This is a genomic window from Albibacterium profundi, from assembly GCF_042159835.1.
In the GTDB taxonomy this organism is placed as follows: Bacteria; Bacteroidota; Bacteroidia; order Sphingobacteriales; family Sphingobacteriaceae; genus Albibacterium; species Albibacterium profundi.
In genome coordinates this window covers 1,578,002-1,599,139 of sequence record NZ_JBBVGT010000002.1, presented here as the reverse complement: position 1 = coordinate 1,599,139, position 21,138 = coordinate 1,578,002, and the positions used below count along the sequence as shown (strand labels likewise).

The following is a 21,138-nucleotide window of genomic DNA, read 5'->3' as shown; positions in this document are numbered from 1 at the left end:
AACGTACGCAAAATAGATAATACAGCTACTAGAACAAAAGTTAATTTTATGAACACAAACCTAAGAGCAATCAGAAATGCTCTAATAATCAGTGCATTTACCGGCTTGTCCGCGTTCATGCTACCCGCATGTAATTCGAAAGCATCTGATGCAGATAAACGACTTCTAACACTGCCGGTATATCAGATAGATACGGGAACAGCCGTCACCGTCAAAGATTACCTGGGAACTATTGAAGGCAAAGTGAATGTGGAGATTCGTCCACAAGTTGAGGGGATTCTTGAAAAAATCTATGTCGACGAGGGTTCATATGTTGAGGAGGGACAAAATTTATTCAAAATTAATGCATCCCCATATCAAGAAGCTCTAAAAAATGCAGCAGCCGAAGCCCGAGTTGAGAAAGCAAAAGAAGAGAACGCCCAGTTGGAGGTCGAGAGCTTAGAACCTCTTGTTGAGAATGAAGTGATCTCGGATGTGCAATTGAAAACTGCTCAATCTAACAAGGAGGTAGCCTCCGCTTCAGTCGCAAAAGCAGCAGCAGCTGTAGCAACTGCAAAAATAAATCTTGATTTTACCAATATCAAAGCCCCCACAAGCGGCTATATAGGTCGTATACCGAAACGGATCGGCAACCTGGTGGGTAAAGGAGATTCGCAACCCTTAACGATCTTGTCTGACACGAGGGAAGTCTATGTTTACTTTGCAATGAGCGAATCGGATTTCCTCTATTTTACGAAGAAAGGCCGTGAAGGAGATTCAACGGACATTAGAAATAACACTTCGTTAATTCCTTATGTCCGGCTGATTTTGGCGGATGGTAGCGAATATAAAGAACGAGGAATCGTAGACGCCGTGGACGGCCAAGTTAACAGCACCACAGGGGCAATATCGCTGCGAGCTACCTTCCCAAATCCCGATAATATATTACGGCACGGTAATACCGGCACATTAAAAATGGAAGAATTAAAACCGGGTTCGCTACTTGTCCCTCAAGTAGCCGTTCTTGAACTGCAAGACATTCGATATGTCTATGTAGTAGAAGATAATAATTCCCTTAAGATGCAAGCGATCGAAGTTGATGGCACGAGTGGGTCTAACTATATCGTAACCAAAGGTCTAAAACCAAACGACAAGGTGGTAACATCAGGGTTAGATAAATTAGAAGAAGGGATGATTATCGACCCTCAGTTACAAAACGCAAATAGCATTTAATTCCTTAATGACGATCGCGCAAACGATGTCAAGACTAGGTATTTATTAGTCTAAAACAAGAAAGAATGATAAAGACAATCATGAGTAGGCCAGTCATGGCTACTGTTATATCTATATTGTTGGTTATCTTGGGAATAGTCGGCATGTTGCAGTTGCCTGTTACAAGATTTCCAGAGATCGCCCCCCCAAGCGTCAGCGTATCGCTTTCATACCCGGGTGCGAATGCTGAGACCGTGGCAGAAAGTACTCTTCTTCCACTTGAAGAAGCTATTAACGGCGTGAACCATATGACTTACATGCGATCGAGCGCAAGTAATAAGGGTTCAGGGAACATAACAGTTTTCTTTGAACCTGGTACTAATCCCGACCAAGCGGCCGTAAATGTCCAGACCCGCGTATCGAAGGCAGCTAGCAATATTCCCGCAGAGGTAAATGAATCAGGGATTACCGTTATGCCAAAACAAAGCGGGGTCATCATGACCATTAACCTGTTTAGCGATCACCCGGAGCAGATTTACGATGAAACATTTTTGCAGGCCTATGCTTCCATTAATATTATCCGTGAACTGTTAAGAGTATCCGGCGTCGCAGAAGTAAGTCGGATCGGGGCTAGAAACTATTCTATGCGAACCTGGTTAAATCCAGAGAAATTAGCACTGTATGGGTTGGTTCCACAGGATATTACAGCAGCCATTAAAAGTCAGAACTTTGAAATCGCTCCGGGGAAATTTGGTGAATCATCCGATGAGGTTTTCGAGACTGTACTTAAACATCAGGGTCGATTCAGCAATCCAGAAGATTACGAAAATCTAGTTATCAGGACTAATGAAGATGGTAGTGTCCTCTATCTGAAGGACGTTGCCAGAATCGAGTTTGGAGCCTCAAACGTCGGAAGTGATAACGAAGTAAACGGCATGCCCGGTTTAACAATGAACGTTGTTCAAACGAGTGGTTCAAACGCAGTAGAAATCGACAAAGAGGTTCGAAAAGTATTAGATAGACTACAAGGGACCTTTCCTAATGGAATTAAATATGATATTACTTATAGCGTGCGGGAACAGATTGATGAATCTGTTTCACAAGTACAACACACACTAATTGAGGCTTTTTTGCTTGTATTCCTGATTGTATTCATTTTCCTGCAAGACTTCAGATCAACATTAATTCCGGCAATTGCTATTCCGGTTTCACTTGTGGGAACATTCTTCTTCCTACTTTTATTTGGATTTTCAATCAACGTACTTACGTTATTTGCCTTAGTACTTGCCATTGGTATTGTGGTAGATGATGCTATTGTCGTCGTCGAGGCAGTCCATCAAAAAATGGAGGGAGGTATGAGTCCTCGAAAGGCAACCGCCGCGGCTATGAGTGAAATTACAGGCGCTATCCTATCGATTACCATGGTCATGGCAGCGGTTTTTCTTCCTGTTGGTCTCATGTCTGGTCCGTCTGGCATCTTTTATCAGCAATTTGCGTACACGTTAGCAACAGCTATCTTAATATCAGCTATAACTGCACTTACGCTCAGCCCGGTTCTATGTATGATGCTCCTTAAAAGGAAGAAAAATAAGCCCCGCAAGGAGAGTAAATTCAACAGGTTTATTACCAAGTTCTTCAAAGCATTTAATGATGCGTTTGAGCGTTTAACCAACCGTTATGTTAAGTCACTAGATTTCTTAATGACACGCAAAGGGTTGAGTGTACTGGGTCTAGTTGTCATTACATCTATTGGTGTCTTTTTGATGGCCAAAACCCCAGCGAGCTTCATTCCTGCTGAAGATGACAGTTTTGTCACGTTCTCGATGGCCATGCCACCGGGAGCTTCATTAGCACGAACAACAGAAGTCCTGCGCAAGGCAGATAGCGTTATAAAACAACGCGACGAGCTAGATGGCATGACGACAATTTCAGGCTATAACGCAATAGATGGGAATGCCAGTTCAGCGTTTGCAGTTGGCTATATTAATTTAAAAGACTATGGCGACCGCGGTGATCTCAAGGATATAAACGAGTTTATGGATACGTTACGAAACGAGCTGTCCACTATTCACGAGGCATCATTTAGCGTATACGGGAGACCAACTGTTCAGGGCTTTGGAGATTTTAGCGGATTGGAGTTTGTATTACAAGATCGTCTTGGCGGCCCATTTCTTGAATTCAGTAAAGTAGCGGATGAGTTTATCGCCGAGGTTCTTAAACGTCCAGAAATCGAGGATGCTTTTACTCCGTTTAAAGCAAATTTTCCACAATATGAGCTAGATATCGATTATGTGAAAGCTCAGGCTCTTGGTGTCGACGCAAAAGCGTTAATGACCTCGATACGTGGTTATTATAGCAGATCTCAAGCGGGGGATTTCACACGCTTTGGGCGTCAATACCGTGTATACATGCAGGCAGATCCACAATTTACAAATGATCCGGAATCATTTAAGTCGATTTTTGTCCGAAATAAATCTGGGGATATGGTCCCGGCTAATACATTGATAAAATTGAAACGCGTATTGGGGCCGGAAACCGTAAACCGTTACAACTTATTTAACGCGATAGCCATCAATGCCACCCCTGCTTCAGGTTACAGTACCGGAGAGGCTATGGCCGCAATAGAAGAAGTTGCCAATGAGTCACTTGCTGCTAATTATAGTTACGAATGGACCGGAATGAGTTTAGAAGAAAAAGAATCAGGCGGCGAGGTCTTTTTGATTTTCGCACTAAGCATCCTATTTGTCTATTTCCTACTCGCTATTCAGTTTGAGAGCTATATTTTACCTTTGGCTATTATCCTCTCTGTGCCAGTAGGCCTGGTGGGTGTATATAGTGGCGTAAATTTAGTGGGATTAGAAAACAACATTTATGTACAAGTAGGTTTGATCATGCTGATTGGCTTACTAGCAAAAAATGCGATTCTGATCGTAGAGTTCGCGGTTCAGAGAAGAAGAATGGGATCGAGCATATTTGATGCAGCCAAAGAAGGTGCACGGCTTCGTCTTCGACCGATTCTCATGACTTCATTGGCTTTCGTCGCGGGTTTAATTCCATTGATGTGGACCGTTGGGCCATCGGCACAGGGAAATCACTCGATTAGTGTCAGTGCAGCTGGCGGAATGCTATTCGGTGTTGTGTTGGGCATATTTATTATCCCGGTATTGTATTTAATATTTCAACAATTAGATGAAAAAATTAAGCTAAAATTCGCTGACGAGGAGGAAGAAGATGAATAAATTACGCAATATATTCTTTGTAATGATCTGCTTACTGGTCACACTGAGTGCTTGTCGGATCGGCAAGGACTATCAGCGACCAGACTTAAATTTACCAGATTCGTATCGAAACGGCCCTGCAACGGCTGATACGATAAGTATCGGAGATATCCCTTGGGATGAGTTCTTTAAAGACTCTACTCTTCTGGCATTAATCGATACAGCAATCGTATACAATTACGATATTCAGCGTGCTATGAAAAATATAGCAATCGCTGATCAAATCAACCGCGAAGCCAGAGCTCAATTCTTACCCGAAATCAATGGTAATATAGCAACGATAGATCGAGATTTTCGTTCGGAGAATTTCTATTCAGGTCCAACGCAGAAGTGGTATGAAGAAAAAGGGAAAGAACCTCCTAAAAACATGTATACCTATACACCCCAACACTCGTCAGGAGTTAGTCTCAGCTGGGAACTCGATATATGGGGGAAAATCAGACGACAGAATGAGAGCGCAGCTGCCAGCTATCTGCAAACACACGAGGCTAGGAAGCTAATCCAAACACAATTGGTAGCAGAAATAGCCCAAGGTTATTATAATCTTTTGATGCTCGATGCGCAATTGGAAGTTGCGAACCGAAATCTGCGCTTAACGGACAGTACGTTACGGATTATCCAACTACAATACGATGCGGGAAAAACAACCTCGTTAGCGATTCAACAAACGCGCTCACAGCGTTTGTCCGCACAGTCCTTAATCCCACAACTTGAGCGGGAACTTGCGATCCAAGAAAATGCTTTACGTGCTTTAGCCGGGCAAATGCCGGACAGCGTTGATCGTTCGGGAAAGCTTGAGGACTTTTTGGAAAACTCCATTTCAGCTGGTGTACCGTTATACATGGTAACCAACCGTCCCGATGTACGTGCGTCTGAACTAGCACTCAGAGCGGCCAATGCAGAGGTAGGCGTGGCACAGGCTTACCGCTATCCTAGTTTAACGATCGATGCAACCGGAGGTGTACTAAGCATGCTACCATCCAACTGGGTAAGTATCCCAGGTTCACTTTTCGGAGGGATTATCGGAAGTATCACTCAGCCAATTTTTAGCCGACGAAAGCTTAAAACAGATTTCGAGGTTGCCAAGCTTGAGCGTGATAAAGCAGAGCTAGATTTTCAAGAAGACGTATTAACGGCTATTAATGAAATTACGAATTCGTTGATAACCCTTGAAAAATTACGAGAAGAGCATGACATAACGATAGAGCGCGTAAAAGTAGCTCAACTAGGAATCAAGCAGTCAGATTTACTGTTCAAAGCGGGACGTGCGACCTACCTGGAAATAATTAATGCACAGAAAACCGCCATCGACAGTGAATTGGAGCTAGTTAGTTTAAAACAACAATTGTTGCTCGCTCGGGTCGATCTTTATCGGGCTTTAGGTGGTGGATGGCAAAGCAAACAGGATATGAATTAGTCAATGTGTTCGTATTAGGCATAATTATTGTCGAAATCATGAAAAAACAATCATGAAGAATACAATAGCTACATTAATTCTATTAACAATTATGTCGACAGGATTTGCCCAAGAAAGGCCACTAGTCACGGTAAACGGAGAGCACACCATCAAGATTGCACCCGACGAGGCAGAGGTTAATTTTGCCATTGTCACCGAGCACAAAGACCTTCAGGAAGCAAAAAAAGAGAATGACGCAATAGTTGCAAAAGCGATTTCCTTTCTAAAGACTTCATCCATCGATGCAAAAGACATAAGAACAACGCGTGTGAATGTAAACCCTTATAAGGAATATGTAAAGGACAAAGAGCCCGTTCCTATGTTCAGGGCACAACAGTCGATCAATGTACACGTGAGCGATTTAAATAAGTTGACAGATTTAATCAGCGGTCTTGTAGACCTTGGGGTAAACAATATTCAAAATATTGAATTCAAGGCTTCCAATTTAGAACAACTTCAGGACGAAGCCCGTATGGAAGCTATGTTGGATGCAAAGCAAAAAGCAGCCATCCTAGCGGGGGCACTCGGCCAATCCGTGGGTCCTGCATTCACTATTCATGATAACACCAGCTCGCAAGTTGGGTCGCCACGACCGATGATGATGGCGTACAAATCGGAAGCCGATTCTAGCATGCAAGATCCGATCGCTACCGGAGAAATTGAAGTTGATGCACGAGTAACCGTAAGTTTTTTAATGAAATAACAAAAGCAATTCTTACTATAGTCGGTCTGTATCTTTCTTTTCTGTATCTTTGCCGAAAGAAAGATACAGACTTTTTCATTTAACATATATGTCAAATATCATCGCAATCGTAGGCCGCCCAAATGTTGGGAAATCAACGTTTTACAATCGTTTAACTGAAAGCCGAAAAGCTATCGTCGACGATTTTAGTGGCGTAACTCGCGATCGCCATTATGGACAGGGAGAATGGATTGGTAAGACTTTTACAGTAATTGATACAGGTGGCTATGTCCATGGCTCAGATGATATTTATGAAGCAGCCATACGTGAGCAGGTTCTGATCGCCATTGATGAGGCGTCTGTGATTCTTTTTATGGTAGATGTAACCACAGGCATCACAGATCTTGATGACGAGATTGCTAACTTGCTCAGACGATCCAAAAAACCAGTATTCGTTGTTGTTAATAAGGTAGACAATACAAATTTACATATCGAAGCTGCAACGTTCTACAGCCTGGGCTTGGGCGAAATTTATAATATCTCTTCCATGACAGGCTCTGGCACAGGGGAACTTCTTGATGAAGTAGTAAAGCACTTTGAAGATCTGCCCGAAGAAGAAAGCACACTTCCAAAATATGCCATCGTTGGTAGACCCAATGTTGGAAAATCTTCCTTAACTAATGCGTTGGTCGGCGAAGTAAGGAATATTGTCACTCCAAATGCAGGTACCACACGAGATTCGATAGCGATTCATTATAATCAGTTTGGTCATGAATTCCTGCTGATTGACACGGCTGGACTGAGGAAAAAGGGTAAAGTCAGAGAAGACATCGAGTTTTACTCTGTAATGAGAACAATTAAAGCGTTAGAAGAAGCGGATGTTGTCCTGCTTATGTTGGACGCTACGGAGGGTATAGAATCCCAAGATATTAATATTTTCCACTTAGCTCAAAAGAATAAAAAGGGAATCGTCATTATCGTAAACAAATGGGATCTCATTGAAAAGGATCATAAGAGCACGAAAGAGTTTGAAACACAAATACGAGAAAAGATTGCTCCATTTGTCGATGTGCCCATTATTTTCACATCGGTAACCGAGAAGCAGCGTATCATGAAAGTAGTGGAAACTGCCGGAAATGTCTACGAAAATAAAACAAAGAAGATTTCCACTTCGAAGTTGAATGACGTCATGCTCCCTATTATTCAGAGCTATCCACCTCCTGCTACGAAAGGCAAATATATAAAGATCAAATACGTAACACAGATTAACGGACGGTCACCCATGTTTGCATTCTTCTGTAATTTACCGCAATATGTAAAGGATCCATACAAGCGATTTATTGAAAATAAATTACGGGAACATTTTGGGTTCGAAGGGGTTCCCATTGATATATTTTTTAGACAAAAATAATTAATCATTCAAAACCTGTAGGCTTCTCAAGATATTGGGGTCTTGATGGTTTCGCACTTTGAACCAAGCCTCGTTTCCAAAGAAATATTTCCCCAGGATGGCCTTCATATCACCTTCAATGATATCGCGTGAAAGATTTGATTCGGTGATGCTAAATGAAACATCTTCCTTTCGGGCAAATTGAATAAACTCCCTGTAGACGGCATTTGAAATGTCGTAATCTTCTATAAAATTTTCTATAGCAAAGGAAGGGGGAGTGTCAATAAGTCGGTGATAAATAAAATTTCGAATCAAATCTCGTTCTTGAACTGTATGATAAAACGGTGTAAGTCCCGTCGTGTCTAAGGGAACGTAAATATCTGGCATAATTCCTCCTGAAACCGTTATCAATTTACCTGAACCGTTTTCGTAAACATCGCCATCAGGACTAATGGAATCAGTCTGCTGAATCGACTGACTGGTCAACTCACCACTTAAAAACCTTTGATGCAGTTCATTGAAATAATTGACCTTACCTTCTCTGTAAGGTTTCTGGATACTCCTACCCGAAGGTGTATAATATTTTGCAACCGTCAAATTCAGAGCAGAGCCATCTCCAAAGTCAAATTGTTCTTGGACCAATCCCTTTCCATAGGATCTACGACCAATGACTGTGCCGCGTTGAAGATCCTGAACGGCTCCGGCCACGATTTCACTTGACGAAGCAGAATTCTCATTAATCAGTACAACCAGCTCACCGTCTTCATAAACGCCGTTAGCTGTCGAATAATAGTCCGTGCGCTCCTCATTCGCACCATCTGTATAAACAAGTAGATTGTCTGCTGGGAAGAATTGATCTGCCACTGCCAGCGCCGAATAAAAGTAACCGCCACCATTGTCTCGTAAATCGAGAATCAACTTATCGAATCCGTTTAACTTTAAACCTTCTAATGCCGCTTCAAACTCTTCCGATGTATGTTCACCGAAACGTTTTATTTTGATATAAGCGGTAAGAGGTCGAATCATGTAGGCCGCATCAATTGTACTGATATGGATCTTATCTCGTTTAATCTGAATCGGACTCTCGATTTCCTTACCTTCGCGACTGATCCATACGTTTAACGATGTTCCGCGTTTGCCTCGAACCAAATCGGATATTTCTTGACGACTACGATTTACACCAGCAATCAGCGAATCATTAACCCATATTAATTTATCGCCACGTAATATACCGGCTTCTTCTGCAGGACCACCGCTTACCATCCCAGTAACAATCAATGTATCATTGACCGAAAAATACTCGATCCCAATACCATCAAACGAACCTGAAAGGTTTTCTGCAACGGCTCTAGCCTGACGTGGAGCTAGGTAGCTTGAATGTGGGTCCAACCGCGTAAGCATCTCCATTATCGCCGCATCTTGGAGTGTGTCCAACACGACTTTTTCGACGTAGCGTTCTTGTATTAATTGCAGGGTTTTCTGAACCTTCCCGGTCTTGTCGGTTAATCCGAGAGGAATAAAACTATTATTGCCCACGGTCTGATTTTCATCTGCATAATTCTGACCCAGAAGTATACCTATTGCCAAGACAACCGCATAGGCAAGGGCAAATAACAAGTTTTTTCTAGTCGAATTTTGCATAGATGAAATCAAACAAAAATAGCGTTTCTTCTGTATAGTTTAATAAAAAAGGTGGACTACCACAAATAATAATATGAGTTTTCAAGATATTAATTAATTTTTCTATTCGCTGTTGACTCGCATCATATTTTAGTATCTTTAAATATGCACGAAATTGAACCATTTTACCGCTGGAGAGATGACTATATATCATCAGAAGACGAACGTTCTCCGTTTTTTAATCAAGAATACAGTGAATTTGAATACGATAAAAAGGTCTACAACTTTCTGTTGCATCCCCAATGGGACCACTTCGGATCGGACACTTTATACATAAAAATACTCTACGCTGATTACGAGAACAACTATGCCATCATAGAAATGATTGGCGAATGGAACGATACAATCGACAATGATATTATGTTGTTGAAACGTGAAGTAATCGACCTGATGTTAGCGGATGATATTAAGAAGTTTATACTAATTGGCGAGAACATCCTCAATTTCCATAGTTCCGATGATAGTTATTATGAAGAATGGTTTCAAGATATGGACGACGGCTGGATTGTTGGGGTAAATTTTAGGCCACATGTCATCGAGGAGTTCAAACACGCGGATATAGATTACTTCATCAATTTTGGCGGGAATTTTGATGACTTAAACTGGCGAGTCCTGAAGCCTGCTCAATTATATCATACTATTGAGGCGAATATTGCGAACAGATTGACCTAAATTTATATATTTATGAAAATAATCGTCTTTTCTCTACTTATTTGCATTGGTTCAATAGTAATCGTAGAAGAGAACTACGCTCAAGACAAAGGTGATGGCGCTATCGACAAGCTGGTAGACAAAGCTGAGCTACCTGTTCCTAAAGAAGAAAAGCAACTCTTTTACCTTCAGCGAGATCCCAATACCAACACGGTTATTTATACATTGAACATGGAAGACGGGAAAATTGATGAAGATCAACCTGTTAAAGCCCACTGGATTCGCTACGCGGAAGGTGGAAAGCGCACCGATTTAAGCTTTATACAACGTAAGTTTGCCTATGGTGTCCATCATACAAAAACGGGTGATCGGTCATTTGATATTCGACTCCAGGCGTATAAAGACCTGGAAATTTCGGTCAAATTCAACTCACAAAAGGACAAGTACCAAGCCTATACGGCGATAGACAATAAGGAGATTGTTCTGGAACGTATTTTTGTTCGGATCGATGGCGGTTCATATTTCAAACCAAATGTCCGGTATATCGAAGTACTGGGATATGACCCCTTAACAAAATCGAAAGTTAGCCAGCGTTTTTCTCCGAAATAATTCTTTCTGGTGGTGGATCATCACTAACACATCGAAACCCGAGATTATTACTAGCACTACTAACTTCACCTTTCCCCCTACTACCAGCGATGTATCGCTCACAATACTGATCGTTACAAAGGAATGATCCGCCTCGTTGAACTCTCTTTACCATATTAGGCTCTGCCGGATCATAACTGTCACTAGGACCTTTCGGGTTTTCAGCTGGACTGGCTTTATAATAATCGGGTCTATAAAAATCTGAACACCACTCCCAGACATTGCCATCCAGATCATAGATTCCCAGACCATTGGGCTGATAAGACTTAACCGGAGCAGTGCCTACATATCCGTCAGCGCCACTATCAGTCATCGGAAAGTTTCCTTGATAAATATTGGCGACCCAATCACCACCCGGCTTAAGTGTATTACCCCAATAGTATTTGCTATTACCATTCATCGAACGTGCCGCATACTCCCACTCAGCCTCAGTTGGCAACCGTTTACCTGCCCAAGTTGCATAGGCTTCTGCATCCTCATAAGCTATGTGAACCACCGGATGATCTTCTCTACCTTCAATACTACTCCCCGGGCCCTCAGGTTGGCGCCAACTGGCACCTGCCACATAAGCCCACCAGTTTGTATAATCATTAAGGGATGCCTGCTTACCGGGTGGTGTAAATACTGCCGATCCGGGCACCAAAAGATCAAGCGGCACCGTCGGAAAGTCCTTTGGATCTAACGGTCGCTCTGCCACCGTCTGATAACCTGTAGCCTGCACAAAGCGTGAAAATTGCCTGTTAGTTACTTCATGCTCATCAATCCAAAAGCCATCTAAACTAACCTCGTGGAGAGGCTGGCTATCTGTAAACTCTTTAGAGCCCATGGTAAATGTACCTCCCGATACATAAACCATATTGGCGTTGTCAGAGCCAAGACCCTTTACAACCGGTGTGGAGTTCGCAATAGCGACGGCCCTCGACGGCATTCCGTCAGAAACACACTGGTCATGATCGTGTCCCGCCACGGCATGATCATGCGTCATTTCCATACTATCTTGCAAACCAGCTTGTTCCCCATCTTTTTTAGCGCCTTGGTTGCAGCCAATCAATAGCAATATGACGAAAAGATATAAAAATGCCTGTCTTGCTCTTATCATAATAATCCTCACAATAAATTCTTAGGATGACCAAAATAACAAAAATACTTAACTATATCTCTACTTTATTAACGATATCCAAACACCCTTCCTTTAATATTGAAAATTCTCAAAAAAATTTAGCACCTTTGTGATGCTTATAGAGAAAGATGGAGGGATTAGACCCGAAGAAGTCTTGGCAACCTGTATTTACAAGGTGCTACATTCTACCTGATTCTAGATATATCAGGAAAGATAAGCCGCGGAATATTCCTTCCTGCTCTTTCTCTAATAAATAAGCATTTTACTTTTTTACCCTTAAATACTTGATACTTAAGGATTTTATTAGGAATATGGATATTAGAGAAGCATTACGACAGCGGATTTTAGTGATTGATGGCGCCATGGGCACGATGATTCAGCACCATAAATTGGACGAAACATCGTTCCGTGGGGAACGATTTGCAGAACATTCATGTGATGTCCAAGGAAACAATGATCTATTAAATATAACACAGCCTGAAATTATTGGTCAAATCCACGAAGAATACCTAAAGGCCGGTGCGGATATCATAGAAACAAATACATTTAGCTCCCAAAGAATATCGATGGCCGACTATAAGATGGAAGACCTGGTATATGAGCTCAACTTTGAGGGGGCTAAAATCGCAAAGCGCGCGGCCATTAAATTCACGGAAGCAGACCCCACAAAGCCGCGTTTTGTCGCCGGGGCAGTCGGTCCTACAAACAGGACGGCCTCGCTTTCACCGGATGTAAACGACCCGGGGTTCAGGGCTGTCACTTTCAACGATCTAGTTGAAGCCTATTACGAACAAGTACGCGGTCTGGTAGACGGCGGTGTCGATGTTTTGCTTATCGAAACAATTTTTGACACTCTCAATGCTAAAGCAGCTATTTACGCCATTAAAAAATATGAAAAGGAGCTCAAGGGCGAGGGCAAGCTAAAGGATGATTCGCAGTTAGAGATTATGATTTCCGGAACTATAACGGACGCCAGCGGACGAACTCTTTCCGGACAAACTGTGGAGGCATTTTTAAATTCGCTTAGCCATGCCAATCCCCTGAGTATCGGATTGAACTGTGCCTTAGGTGCTAAGGAGATGAGACCTCATATTGCTGAACTCGCAGAGAAAGCGCCGTTTTTCGTATCTGCTTACCCGAACGCGGGATTGCCAAACGAATTTGGCGAATATGATGAGCAAGCACATGACACGGCTCATCTCTTGGAAGATTTTATTGAGAGTGGCTTTGTTAATATCGTAGGTGGCTGCTGCGGCACTACGCCGGAACATATTTCATGTATTGTAGAAAAGGCGAGCAAAGGGAAACCACGGAAAACAGCTTCTCCTGAGCCCCATTTACGTCTCAGCGGTTTAGAAGCGGTGACGGTACAGCCAGATACATTATTTGTAAATATCGGCGAAAGAACCAATATTACGGGTTCACCGAAATTCTCCAAGCTTATTTTAAACGACAAATATGAGGAGGCGCTCGCCATTGCACGACAACAAGTGGAAGGCGGAGCGCAGATCATCGATGTTAACATGGACGAAGGTATGCTCGACTCGGAAAAAGCAATGGTTAAGTTTTTAAACTTAATCGCTTCTGAACCGGACATCGCCAAGCTTCCTATCATGATCGATTCCTCCAGATGGTCAGTAATCCGAGAAGGACTCCAATGCCTTCAAGGCAAAGGTATTGTCAATTCAATATCCTTGAAAGAAGGAGAAGCAGAATTCCTTGCTCATGCGCGTGAAGTGATGGATTATGGTGCCGCCGTCGTCGTCATGGCATTTGATGAAACGGGTCAGGCCGATACCTTCGAAAGAAGAAAGGAAATTTGTGAACGTTCATACAACTTGCTCGTATCGATCGGCTTTCCTCCGCAGGACATCATCTTTGATCCGAATATATTGACAATTGCAACTGGACTAGATGAGCATAATAACTATGCAGTAGATTTTATTAAAGCTACGAAATGGATCAAAGAAAATCTGCCTCTCGTTCACGTTAGTGGTGGTGTCAGTAATATTTCTTTTTCGTTCAGAGGGAATAACGTCGTCAGGGAAGCTATGCATTCTGCCTTTTTGTTTCACGCCATTAAAGCGGGTTTGGATATGGGGATTGTTAATGCGGGAATGCTGGAAGTATATGAGGAAATAGATCCTACCCTCCTTCAGTATGTAGAAGATGTACTTCTTAATCGCCGTGAAGACGCAACCGAGCGAATGGTCGATTTCGCAGAAACCATTAAGGGTAAAGGAAAAACTGTCGAAAAGACTCAAGAATGGAGAAATGGCACCGTTCAAGAACGCCTGTCTCATGCTCTCGTAAAAGGTATCATCGATTATCTTGACGAGGATGTTGAGGAAGCTCGCTTAGCTTACGACGCGCCACTTGAAGTTATCGAAGGTCCATTAATGGACGGAATGAATATCGTTGGTGACCTGTTCGGTTCCGGTAAAATGTTTTTACCACAAGTTGTCAAATCTGCGCGCGTAATGAAAAAAGCAGTAGCTTATCTACTTCCTTTTATTGAGGCTGAGAAACTTAAAAACAAAGGGCAATCGGAACGGAAAAATGCAGGGAAAATCGTCATGGCCACGGTTAAAGGAGATGTTCATGATATTGGCAAGAATATCGTAGCGGTAGTTCTTGCTTGCAATAATTTCGAAGTAATTGATCTTGGCGTCATGGTGCCTGCGCAAAAGATAATTGATGAGGCTATTGCTCAAAAAGCAGATATTATCGGCTTAAGCGGGCTTATCACTCCGTCCTTGGATGAGATGGCTAACTTTGGAAAGGAGGCCGACCGAAATGGTATAAGTATACCGCTTATTATCGGCGGTGCGACAACCTCGAGGATCCATACGGCTGTTAAAATAGCGCCAAACTATTCGGGTCCAACCGTTCACGTTCTAGACGCTTCTAGGAGCGTCGGAGTTTGTACCAATCTACTCAACGAAACGAACCGGGATGAATACATTAAAGGTATTCAGGAAGATTATACGAGAACCCGTGAAGCACATCTTCGTAAGCGGTCCGACAAACGATATGTCACAATCGAAGACGCAAGAAAAAACAGGTTCCAAACCGATTGGATGGACTACATACCGCCTAAGCCCAAGTTCCTCGGCACGAAAGTTTTTGAGAACTTCTCTTTTGAAGAGCTTGAGCCTTATATCGACTGGACCCCATTTTTCCATACCTGGGAACTACGGGGCCGCTATCCAAGAATACTAACCGATAAAGTGGTAGGTGTTGAAGCTACTAAATTATTTGAAGACGCGAAGAGCATGCTCAGAAATCTGGTCGACAACAAGCTGCTGACGGCAAACGGTGTCATCGGCTTTTGGCCGGCTAACAACGTTGGTGATGATATCGAACTTTATACCGATGATACGCGAACAGAAGTCCTGGCTACCGTTCACACGCTAAGGCAACAATCGGAAAAGGTTCCAGGCGAACCTCACTATGCATTATCAGATTTTATCGCACCAAAGGACAGTGGACGTGCAGACTATTGGGGAGGATTCGCTGTTACCAGTGGTATCGGTTGCGACGACCTCGTCAAAGAATATGAAAGAAACCACGACGACTACAATGCGATCATGGTAAAAGCATTGGCCGACCGATTTGCGGAGGCTTTCGCCGAAAAAATGCATGAAATGGTACGGAAAGAATTTTGGGGATATTCTAATGAAGAGGATTTCACCAATGAAGAGTTAATTAAGGAAAAATACGACGGTATCCGTCCTGCTCCGGGCTATCCGGCTTGCCCTGACCATACCGAAAAAAGAACCCTATTTGACTTGCTGAATGCGGAAGCGACAACAGGAATTTATCTAACAGATAGTTTTGCCATGTTCCCAACAGCCGCCGTAAGTGGCTTCTATTTCTCACATCCGAATTCGCGTTATTTCGGCTTAGGTAAAATCGCGAAAGATCAAGTAGAAGATTATGCAGTGCGCAAAAAAGCAACACTTGAGCTAACTGAAAAATGGCTTGCTCCGAATTTAGCCTATTAATAAGCTAACCTTATATCAGAACATTCATGAAAATAACTGAACATATCCAAAATGCGAAAGGGAAAACCTTATTCTCTTTCGAGCTCCTTCCGCCAATTAAAGGGCAAAGTATCCGGAACATATATAATACCATCGATCCTCTAATGGAGTTTAACCCTCCTTTTATTGATGTCACCTATCATCGTGAGGATTATATATACAAGGAACAGCCTGGGGGCTTGTTGCAAAAAGTAGCCTATCGGAAACGACCCGGCACAGTTGCCATCTGCGCCGCTATTATGAGCAAATATAAGGTTGACGCCGTACCACATTTAATTTGCGGTGGCTTTACCAAAGAAGAAACAGAGAATGCTCTAATCGATCTCCAATTCTTGGGTATTGACAATGTATTGGTTCTTCGAGGCGATCCGAGACAAACAGAAAAAACATTCTATCCTACACCGGGCGGACATGAATATGCGTCAGATTTATTGCAACATGTTGTGGATATGAACCATGGAAAGTATTTACATGAGAATATCGATGTGGCTACTGATCAAAATTCATTTTGTATCGGCGTGGCGGGTTATCCTGAAAAGCATTTTGAGTCTCCAAACTTGGAGACGGACTTTAAGTATCTAAAGAAAAAAATTGATCTGGGAGCTGACTTTATCGTTACTCAAATGTTTTTCGACAATGAGAAATATCGGAAATTCGTTGAGAAATGTCGCGAGTATGATATCCACGTGCCTATTATTCCCGGCTTGAAACCTATTACGAGTTCGAAACAACTTATATCTTTGCCGAAGACTTTTCATCTCGATTTTCCACTGGAGCTGAGTGAAGCCGTCCGAGCATGTAAATCAGAGAAAGAAGTTAAGGAGCTTGGGATAGAATGGCTCATTAATCAGAGTAAGGAATTGATAAAAATGGGTGCACCGGTTCTACATTTTTATACCATGGGAAATCCGGAACCGACTAAGCGGGTAGCAGAAGCCGTATTCTAATTAAAAAAAAATTAACGTTTAAAACGTGAGCGAAAATAAGATAAAACGGATCGAAGAACAAAAGCTTCGAAAATTCACACAGGATGTGTTCTTATCAATGGGATGCTCAGAGGAAGATGCGACACTTGCGGCCGATGTTCTGTTAAAAGCTGATCTCCGGGGAATTGATTCACATGGTGTGGCAAGATTGATAGGTTATGTCAGATTGTGGGACAAAGGGCGGATTAATTCGCGTCCCACGATCAGAATCGTACATGAAACGCCTAGTACTGCTACGATCGACGGCGATGCAGGCTTGGGTTTGGTTGTTGCTCCTTTCGCCATGAAGATTGCGCTAGAGAAAGCCGAGAACGTTGGCTCAGGATGGGTGTCCGTAAAGAATTCCAATCATTTTGGCATCGCGGGCTATCATGCGCTGATGGCTGTTAATAATGACATGATCGGCATGGCAATGACCAATGCGAGTCCACTGGTCGCACCTACATTTTCGAAAGAACGGATGCTCGGCACCAACCCGATCTGTTATACATTCCCCGCCGGTAAATATCCGCCAATAGTAGTCGATATGGCCACTTCCACTGCAGCCAACGGAAAGCTGGAGGTAGCGCAAAGAAAGAACTTATCAATACCGTCGGGGTGGGTACAAGATAAAAATGGTGCTGATTCGCGGGATGCCGGTGAATTGAAAGAAGGAGGATCATTATTGCCTTTAGGAGGAGATCGCGACCATGGTAGCCACAAAGGCTTTGGCCTGAGTTCTGCGGTCGACATATTTTCGGCTGTACTCTCCGGTGCCAGCTATGGCCCTTGGGCACCACCTTTTGTTTCATTTCTAGATCCGGCTGATGATCAACCCGGCGAAGGTCTTGGTCATTTCCTAGGCGCATGGCGGGTAGATGGATTTCGACCGGTAGATGACTATAAACGCAATATAGATCAGTGGATAGACCGCTTTAAAAAAGCCGAGCGAACCAATGAAAGTCAACCAGTAATCATCCCCGGGGAGCCCGAAGAGCTAGCAGAACGGATTAACCGCACGGAGGGCATCCCTTTAGTTGATGCGGTTGTCGAAGATTTAAATTCTTTAGCCGAACGATTTAATATCCAAGCTATTCAATTTTCATAAAGATCCGATTCCAACGGATTTTGTCAAAAAAGCTTCCAACCTCATCGAGGCTTAACCAGACAAAGAGGGCTTTACCAACGATATGATCCTCCGGCACAAAGCCCCATAAACGTGAATCTGCAGAACTGTGTCTATTGTCCCCCATCATCCAATAGTAATCCATTTGGAATGTATAGCTGTCAGCCTTTTCTGAATTGATGTAATAGCCGTCAGCTCGCTGCTCAAAAGTATTGCCTTCATAGTCAGTAATAATCGCCTCATATAAAGGAACTGTGGTGCTATCCAACTTGACGGTCCAACCTTTCTCGGGCACAACGATTGGTCCATAATTATCGACATTCCATTGGAAATCTGGGTCATGTGGAAATACTTGCCCGTCAAATGCGCCCATCGGTGCGATATTTGCCTTCACCGCTTCAACATTCGTCCAAGAAGACACTGTTTCAGCCTGCTTAGCGGTCATCGTAAATACATACTCGGTTTCCGACTGACGTAATCCTTCAATTCGCATATCAAATAGGGTCTGAGGATTAAGATCGGTGCCGTTTGTCTTTACATAGTAACTGGTTTGACTTTCAGGAGGATTTACTTCTTCCTGACCATTAACATATACTTTTGAATCGATAATTCGAAGCGAATCACCTGGAATAGCAATGCATCGCTTAATGTAGTTTTCCCTCTTATCTACCGGGCGACTTAGCGGAGGCTGCCCATCAGGCGGATAATTGAAGACCACGACATCGTTTCTTTCAATCTCTTCGAAGCCAGGAAGGCGTTTATAATCTAACTGAATCCCTTCCCAATAAGCCTTCCCTCCTGTTGGTAATGTATGATGAGAAAACGGAAATGCCACCGGCGTCATCGGTATGCGAGGACCATAGTTCACTTTGCTGACGAAAATAAAATCTCCAACCAAAAGACTTTTCTCCATCGATCCCGTCGGAATCATATACGCCTCGATTAAAAAACCACGAATCAAAGTCGCTGCTACAACTGCAAATATAATAGCATCGGCCCATTCCCTGGTCACCGTCTTTTTATACGGATACTTCTCCTTAAATTCCGCAGTATGAGATCGTCCCCAATACGTAGTTGCCGTATCCGTACCCCACAATGGAAAGACTACAAAAGGGAGCAATATCGTTCCTGCATGTTCTAAAAATGAACACTTCCCAAAACTTTTTACAAAATCGATATAGATTGTAATCGCGACGAAAACATTCACTATTGGGATAAGTAGAAGAGCCACCAACCAAGCAGGACGACCTGTCAATTTGGTAATAATATATTCGCGGTAAAATGGTATAAGTGATTCCCATCCAGGTCTCCCTGCTTTCACAAACATCTTCCATAATCCGAAATGGACAAGAATGAGGAGAATGATACAAATTATATAGCTCATGTATATTGTGTTATTTTTTTAAAGATCGAAATTAAACATTTCTTTCACGTTGAAAAACCCATTTTTGTGTTGCAGCCACTCTGCAGCAATAACCGCACCCAGAGCAAAACCTGATCGACTATGAGCTGTGTGCTTAAATTCAATCTGGTCAACTTCCGAGCTATAAAGCACCGTATGCGTTCCCGGCACGTCTTCAAGTCTGAGCGATTCAATCAAAAGCTCATCTTTTTTAGGGATAACCTCCCCTTCCTCTCCTACAATATTATTTATCCAACTCTTTTTTTCTTCGTTGTTTTCAATAATACCTTCGGCAATAGAAATGGCCGTTCCGCTGGGCGCATCCAGCTTTTGCGTATGATGGATCTCTTCAACCTGTACATCATATTGCTTATATGGCTGCATGGCTTTGGCCAATAACCTATTGATATAAAAGAAAATATTTACACCAACACTAAAATTAGACCCATAAAGCAATGAATTGTTACCAGCCAGACAAGTCGCTCTGATTTCATCAACCTTATCATACCAACCGGTTGTACCGACAACCACAGGAACTTTGGCTTCAAAACAAAGATCTATATTGGCCAGTACAGAATCAGGTGTACTGAAGTCGATAGCTACGTCGGCCTGTCGTAAGTCTTCAACGCCAATTTCGTTTCGATTATTTTCATCAATGATGAGTACAATTTCGTGATTTCTATCATGAGCGACCCTTTCGATGATCTGTCCCATTTTTCCATACCCGATTAGCGCAATGTTCATAATCTATATCGACTTGATTAATAATCGCAATATACGATATTATCTTTTTTCTAAAATTAAAACATTAAGGAATTGTCACGGCCAACTTAAAACCAAATGTTGGTGTGCTACTAGCATAAAGACCGGATTGCTGAACAAAAGGATCGATACGAAAGCTCAAGTCATCGTCAATATCATACCTGAACATTTTCGCGTCCACATAAGCATCCACCAAATTGAGCGCATAAAGACCGAGTCCAACTAAAATCGTCAGATCTCGATTCCGGCGATAGAAATCCTTTGCCTGAATAACCCACTCCTGATTAGCCCGAGCATATTCCTCATGCAAATACTGTCCATTATGGGTAATTCGATACTGGGCCTCCGACAACATTTCCTTATAATTTGTTTGATTAAAATCGTAGGTTAGAACTAAACCGACGATTCCACCATAAATAATGGGCACTTTCCACCAACGTTTGTTGGTTAGCTGGCCCCAACCGGGAATGATCGCAGAACGGGTAACAGCCACACGAGTCATACGCTCCAATGCCAAACGAGTAGAGTCTTTATAAACAAAAGGCTCCTCTTCTTTGACTTTTTTGGTTTTTGATTTTTTCACGTTTTCATCGGTCGGCAAATTGGTTGTATCCTGCATATTTAACGTATCTGCAGAAATACGTTCTACCGCTTCCTGACGTAAGGAGTCAGGTGTTTGCGCTTGCAAATCAGCCATTGAAAACACAAGCAGAACAAAAAATGCTAGACCATAACGCATTA

15 protein-coding genes and 1 riboswitch are annotated in these 21,138 nt (G+C 42.7%); of the genes, 10 read left to right on the top strand and 5 right to left on the bottom strand.

Annotated elements, in window-relative coordinates:
• The first annotated feature begins 48 nt into the window (after positions 1-48).
• The 5 genes from WKR92_RS08590 to der all read left to right on the top strand — a co-directional run bounded on the left by WKR92_RS08590 (position 49) and on the right by der (position 8,018).
• A complete protein-coding gene (locus WKR92_RS08590) occupies positions 49-1,212 on the top strand; it encodes an efflux RND transporter periplasmic adaptor subunit (protein WP_375557418.1) in 1,164 nt (387 codons plus the stop codon).
• 65 nt (positions 1,213-1,277) lie between these two features.
• Complete coding sequence (locus WKR92_RS08585) at positions 1,278-4,430, top strand: efflux RND transporter permease subunit (RefSeq protein WP_375557417.1); 3,153 nt, start codon at positions 1,278-1,280, stop codon at positions 4,428-4,430.
• Positions 4,423-5,886, top strand: a complete 1,464-nt coding sequence (locus tag WKR92_RS08580) for an efflux transporter outer membrane subunit (RefSeq protein ID WP_375557416.1) — start codon at positions 4,423-4,425, stop codon at positions 5,884-5,886. Before WKR92_RS08585 ends, WKR92_RS08580 begins: the two co-directional genes overlap by 8 nt.
• Positions 5,887-5,938: 52 nt before the next feature.
• Positions 5,939-6,628, top strand: a complete 690-nt coding sequence (locus WKR92_RS08575) for an SIMPL domain-containing protein (RefSeq protein ID WP_375557415.1) — start codon at positions 5,939-5,941, stop codon at positions 6,626-6,628.
• Positions 6,629-6,716: 88 nt separating this feature from the next.
• On the top strand, positions 6,717-8,018 hold the full coding sequence (gene der / locus WKR92_RS08570; RefSeq protein ID WP_375557414.1) for a ribosome biogenesis GTPase Der: 1,302 nt from the start codon (positions 6,717-6,719) through the stop codon (positions 8,016-8,018).
• On the opposite strand, the gene WKR92_RS08565 is transcribed toward der, so the two are convergent.
• Entirely contained in the window at positions 8,019-9,638 is a 1,620-nt protein-coding gene (locus WKR92_RS08565) for a S41 family peptidase (protein ID WP_375557413.1), read from the bottom strand.
• Positions 9,639-9,782: 144 nt separating this feature from the next.
• Between WKR92_RS08565 and WKR92_RS08560 the strand changes: the two genes are divergently transcribed.
• Together WKR92_RS08560 and WKR92_RS08555 are read left to right on the top strand one after the other, a co-directional pair.
• Positions 9,783-10,349 carry a hypothetical protein gene (locus tag WKR92_RS08560; RefSeq protein WP_375557412.1) on the top strand — a complete coding sequence of 189 codons (567 nt, stop codon included), beginning with the start codon at positions 9,783-9,785 and terminating at the stop codon, positions 10,347-10,349.
• Positions 10,350-10,361: 12 nt separating this feature from the next.
• Positions 10,362-10,937 carry a DUF4833 domain-containing protein gene (locus WKR92_RS08555; RefSeq protein ID WP_375557411.1) on the top strand — a complete coding sequence of 192 codons (576 nt, stop codon included), beginning with the start codon at positions 10,362-10,364 and terminating at the stop codon, positions 10,935-10,937.
• Here WKR92_RS08555 and WKR92_RS08550 read toward each other — a convergent pair.
• Positions 10,912-12,075, bottom strand: coding sequence for a formylglycine-generating enzyme family protein (locus WKR92_RS08550; protein ID WP_375557410.1), 1,164 nt, complete (start codon positions 12,073-12,075; stop codon positions 10,912-10,914). The two genes, WKR92_RS08555 and WKR92_RS08550, sit on opposite strands and share 26 nt — an antisense overlap.
• 134 nt (positions 12,076-12,209) lie before the next feature.
• Positions 12,210-12,316: riboswitch (SAM riboswitch) on the top strand.
• 91 nt (positions 12,317-12,407) lie between these two features.
• Between WKR92_RS08550 and metH the strand changes: the two genes are divergently transcribed.
• From metH to WKR92_RS08535, 3 genes are read left to right on the top strand one after another with little or no spacing between them, the layout of a single operon-like run.
• A complete protein-coding gene (metH, locus tag WKR92_RS08545; protein WP_375557409.1) occupies positions 12,408-16,103 on the top strand; it encodes a methionine synthase in 3,696 nt (1,231 codons plus the stop codon).
• Positions 16,104-16,129: 26 nt separating this feature from the next.
• Positions 16,130-17,089 carry a methylenetetrahydrofolate reductase [NAD(P)H] gene (gene metF / locus WKR92_RS08540; RefSeq protein ID WP_375557408.1) on the top strand — a complete coding sequence of 320 codons (960 nt, stop codon included), beginning with the start codon at positions 16,130-16,132 and terminating at the stop codon, positions 17,087-17,089.
• A 25-nt stretch (positions 17,090-17,114) separates the two neighbouring features.
• Positions 17,115-18,215, top strand: coding sequence for an Ldh family oxidoreductase (locus WKR92_RS08535; RefSeq protein WP_375557407.1), 1,101 nt, complete (start codon positions 17,115-17,117; stop codon positions 18,213-18,215).
• On the opposite strand, the gene lepB is transcribed toward WKR92_RS08535, so the two are convergent.
• The 3 genes from lepB to WKR92_RS08520 all read right to left on the bottom strand — a co-directional run bounded on the left by lepB (position 18,199) and on the right by WKR92_RS08520 (position 21,136).
• Positions 18,199-19,617, bottom strand: a complete 1,419-nt coding sequence (gene lepB, locus WKR92_RS08530; protein WP_375557406.1) for a signal peptidase I — start codon at positions 19,615-19,617, stop codon at positions 18,199-18,201. The genes WKR92_RS08535 and lepB overlap by 17 nt on opposite strands.
• An 18-nt stretch (positions 19,618-19,635) precedes the next feature.
• Positions 19,636-20,379 (bottom strand): 4-hydroxy-tetrahydrodipicolinate reductase, encoded by a 744-nt coding sequence (gene dapB / locus WKR92_RS08525; RefSeq protein ID WP_375557405.1) that lies wholly within the window; start codon positions 20,377-20,379, stop codon positions 19,636-19,638.
• 64 nt (positions 20,380-20,443) lie between these two features.
• Positions 20,444-21,136, bottom strand: a complete 693-nt coding sequence (locus tag WKR92_RS08520; protein WP_375557404.1) for a DUF5683 domain-containing protein — start codon at positions 21,134-21,136, stop codon at positions 20,444-20,446.
• Positions 21,137-21,138 lie beyond the last annotated feature (2 nt).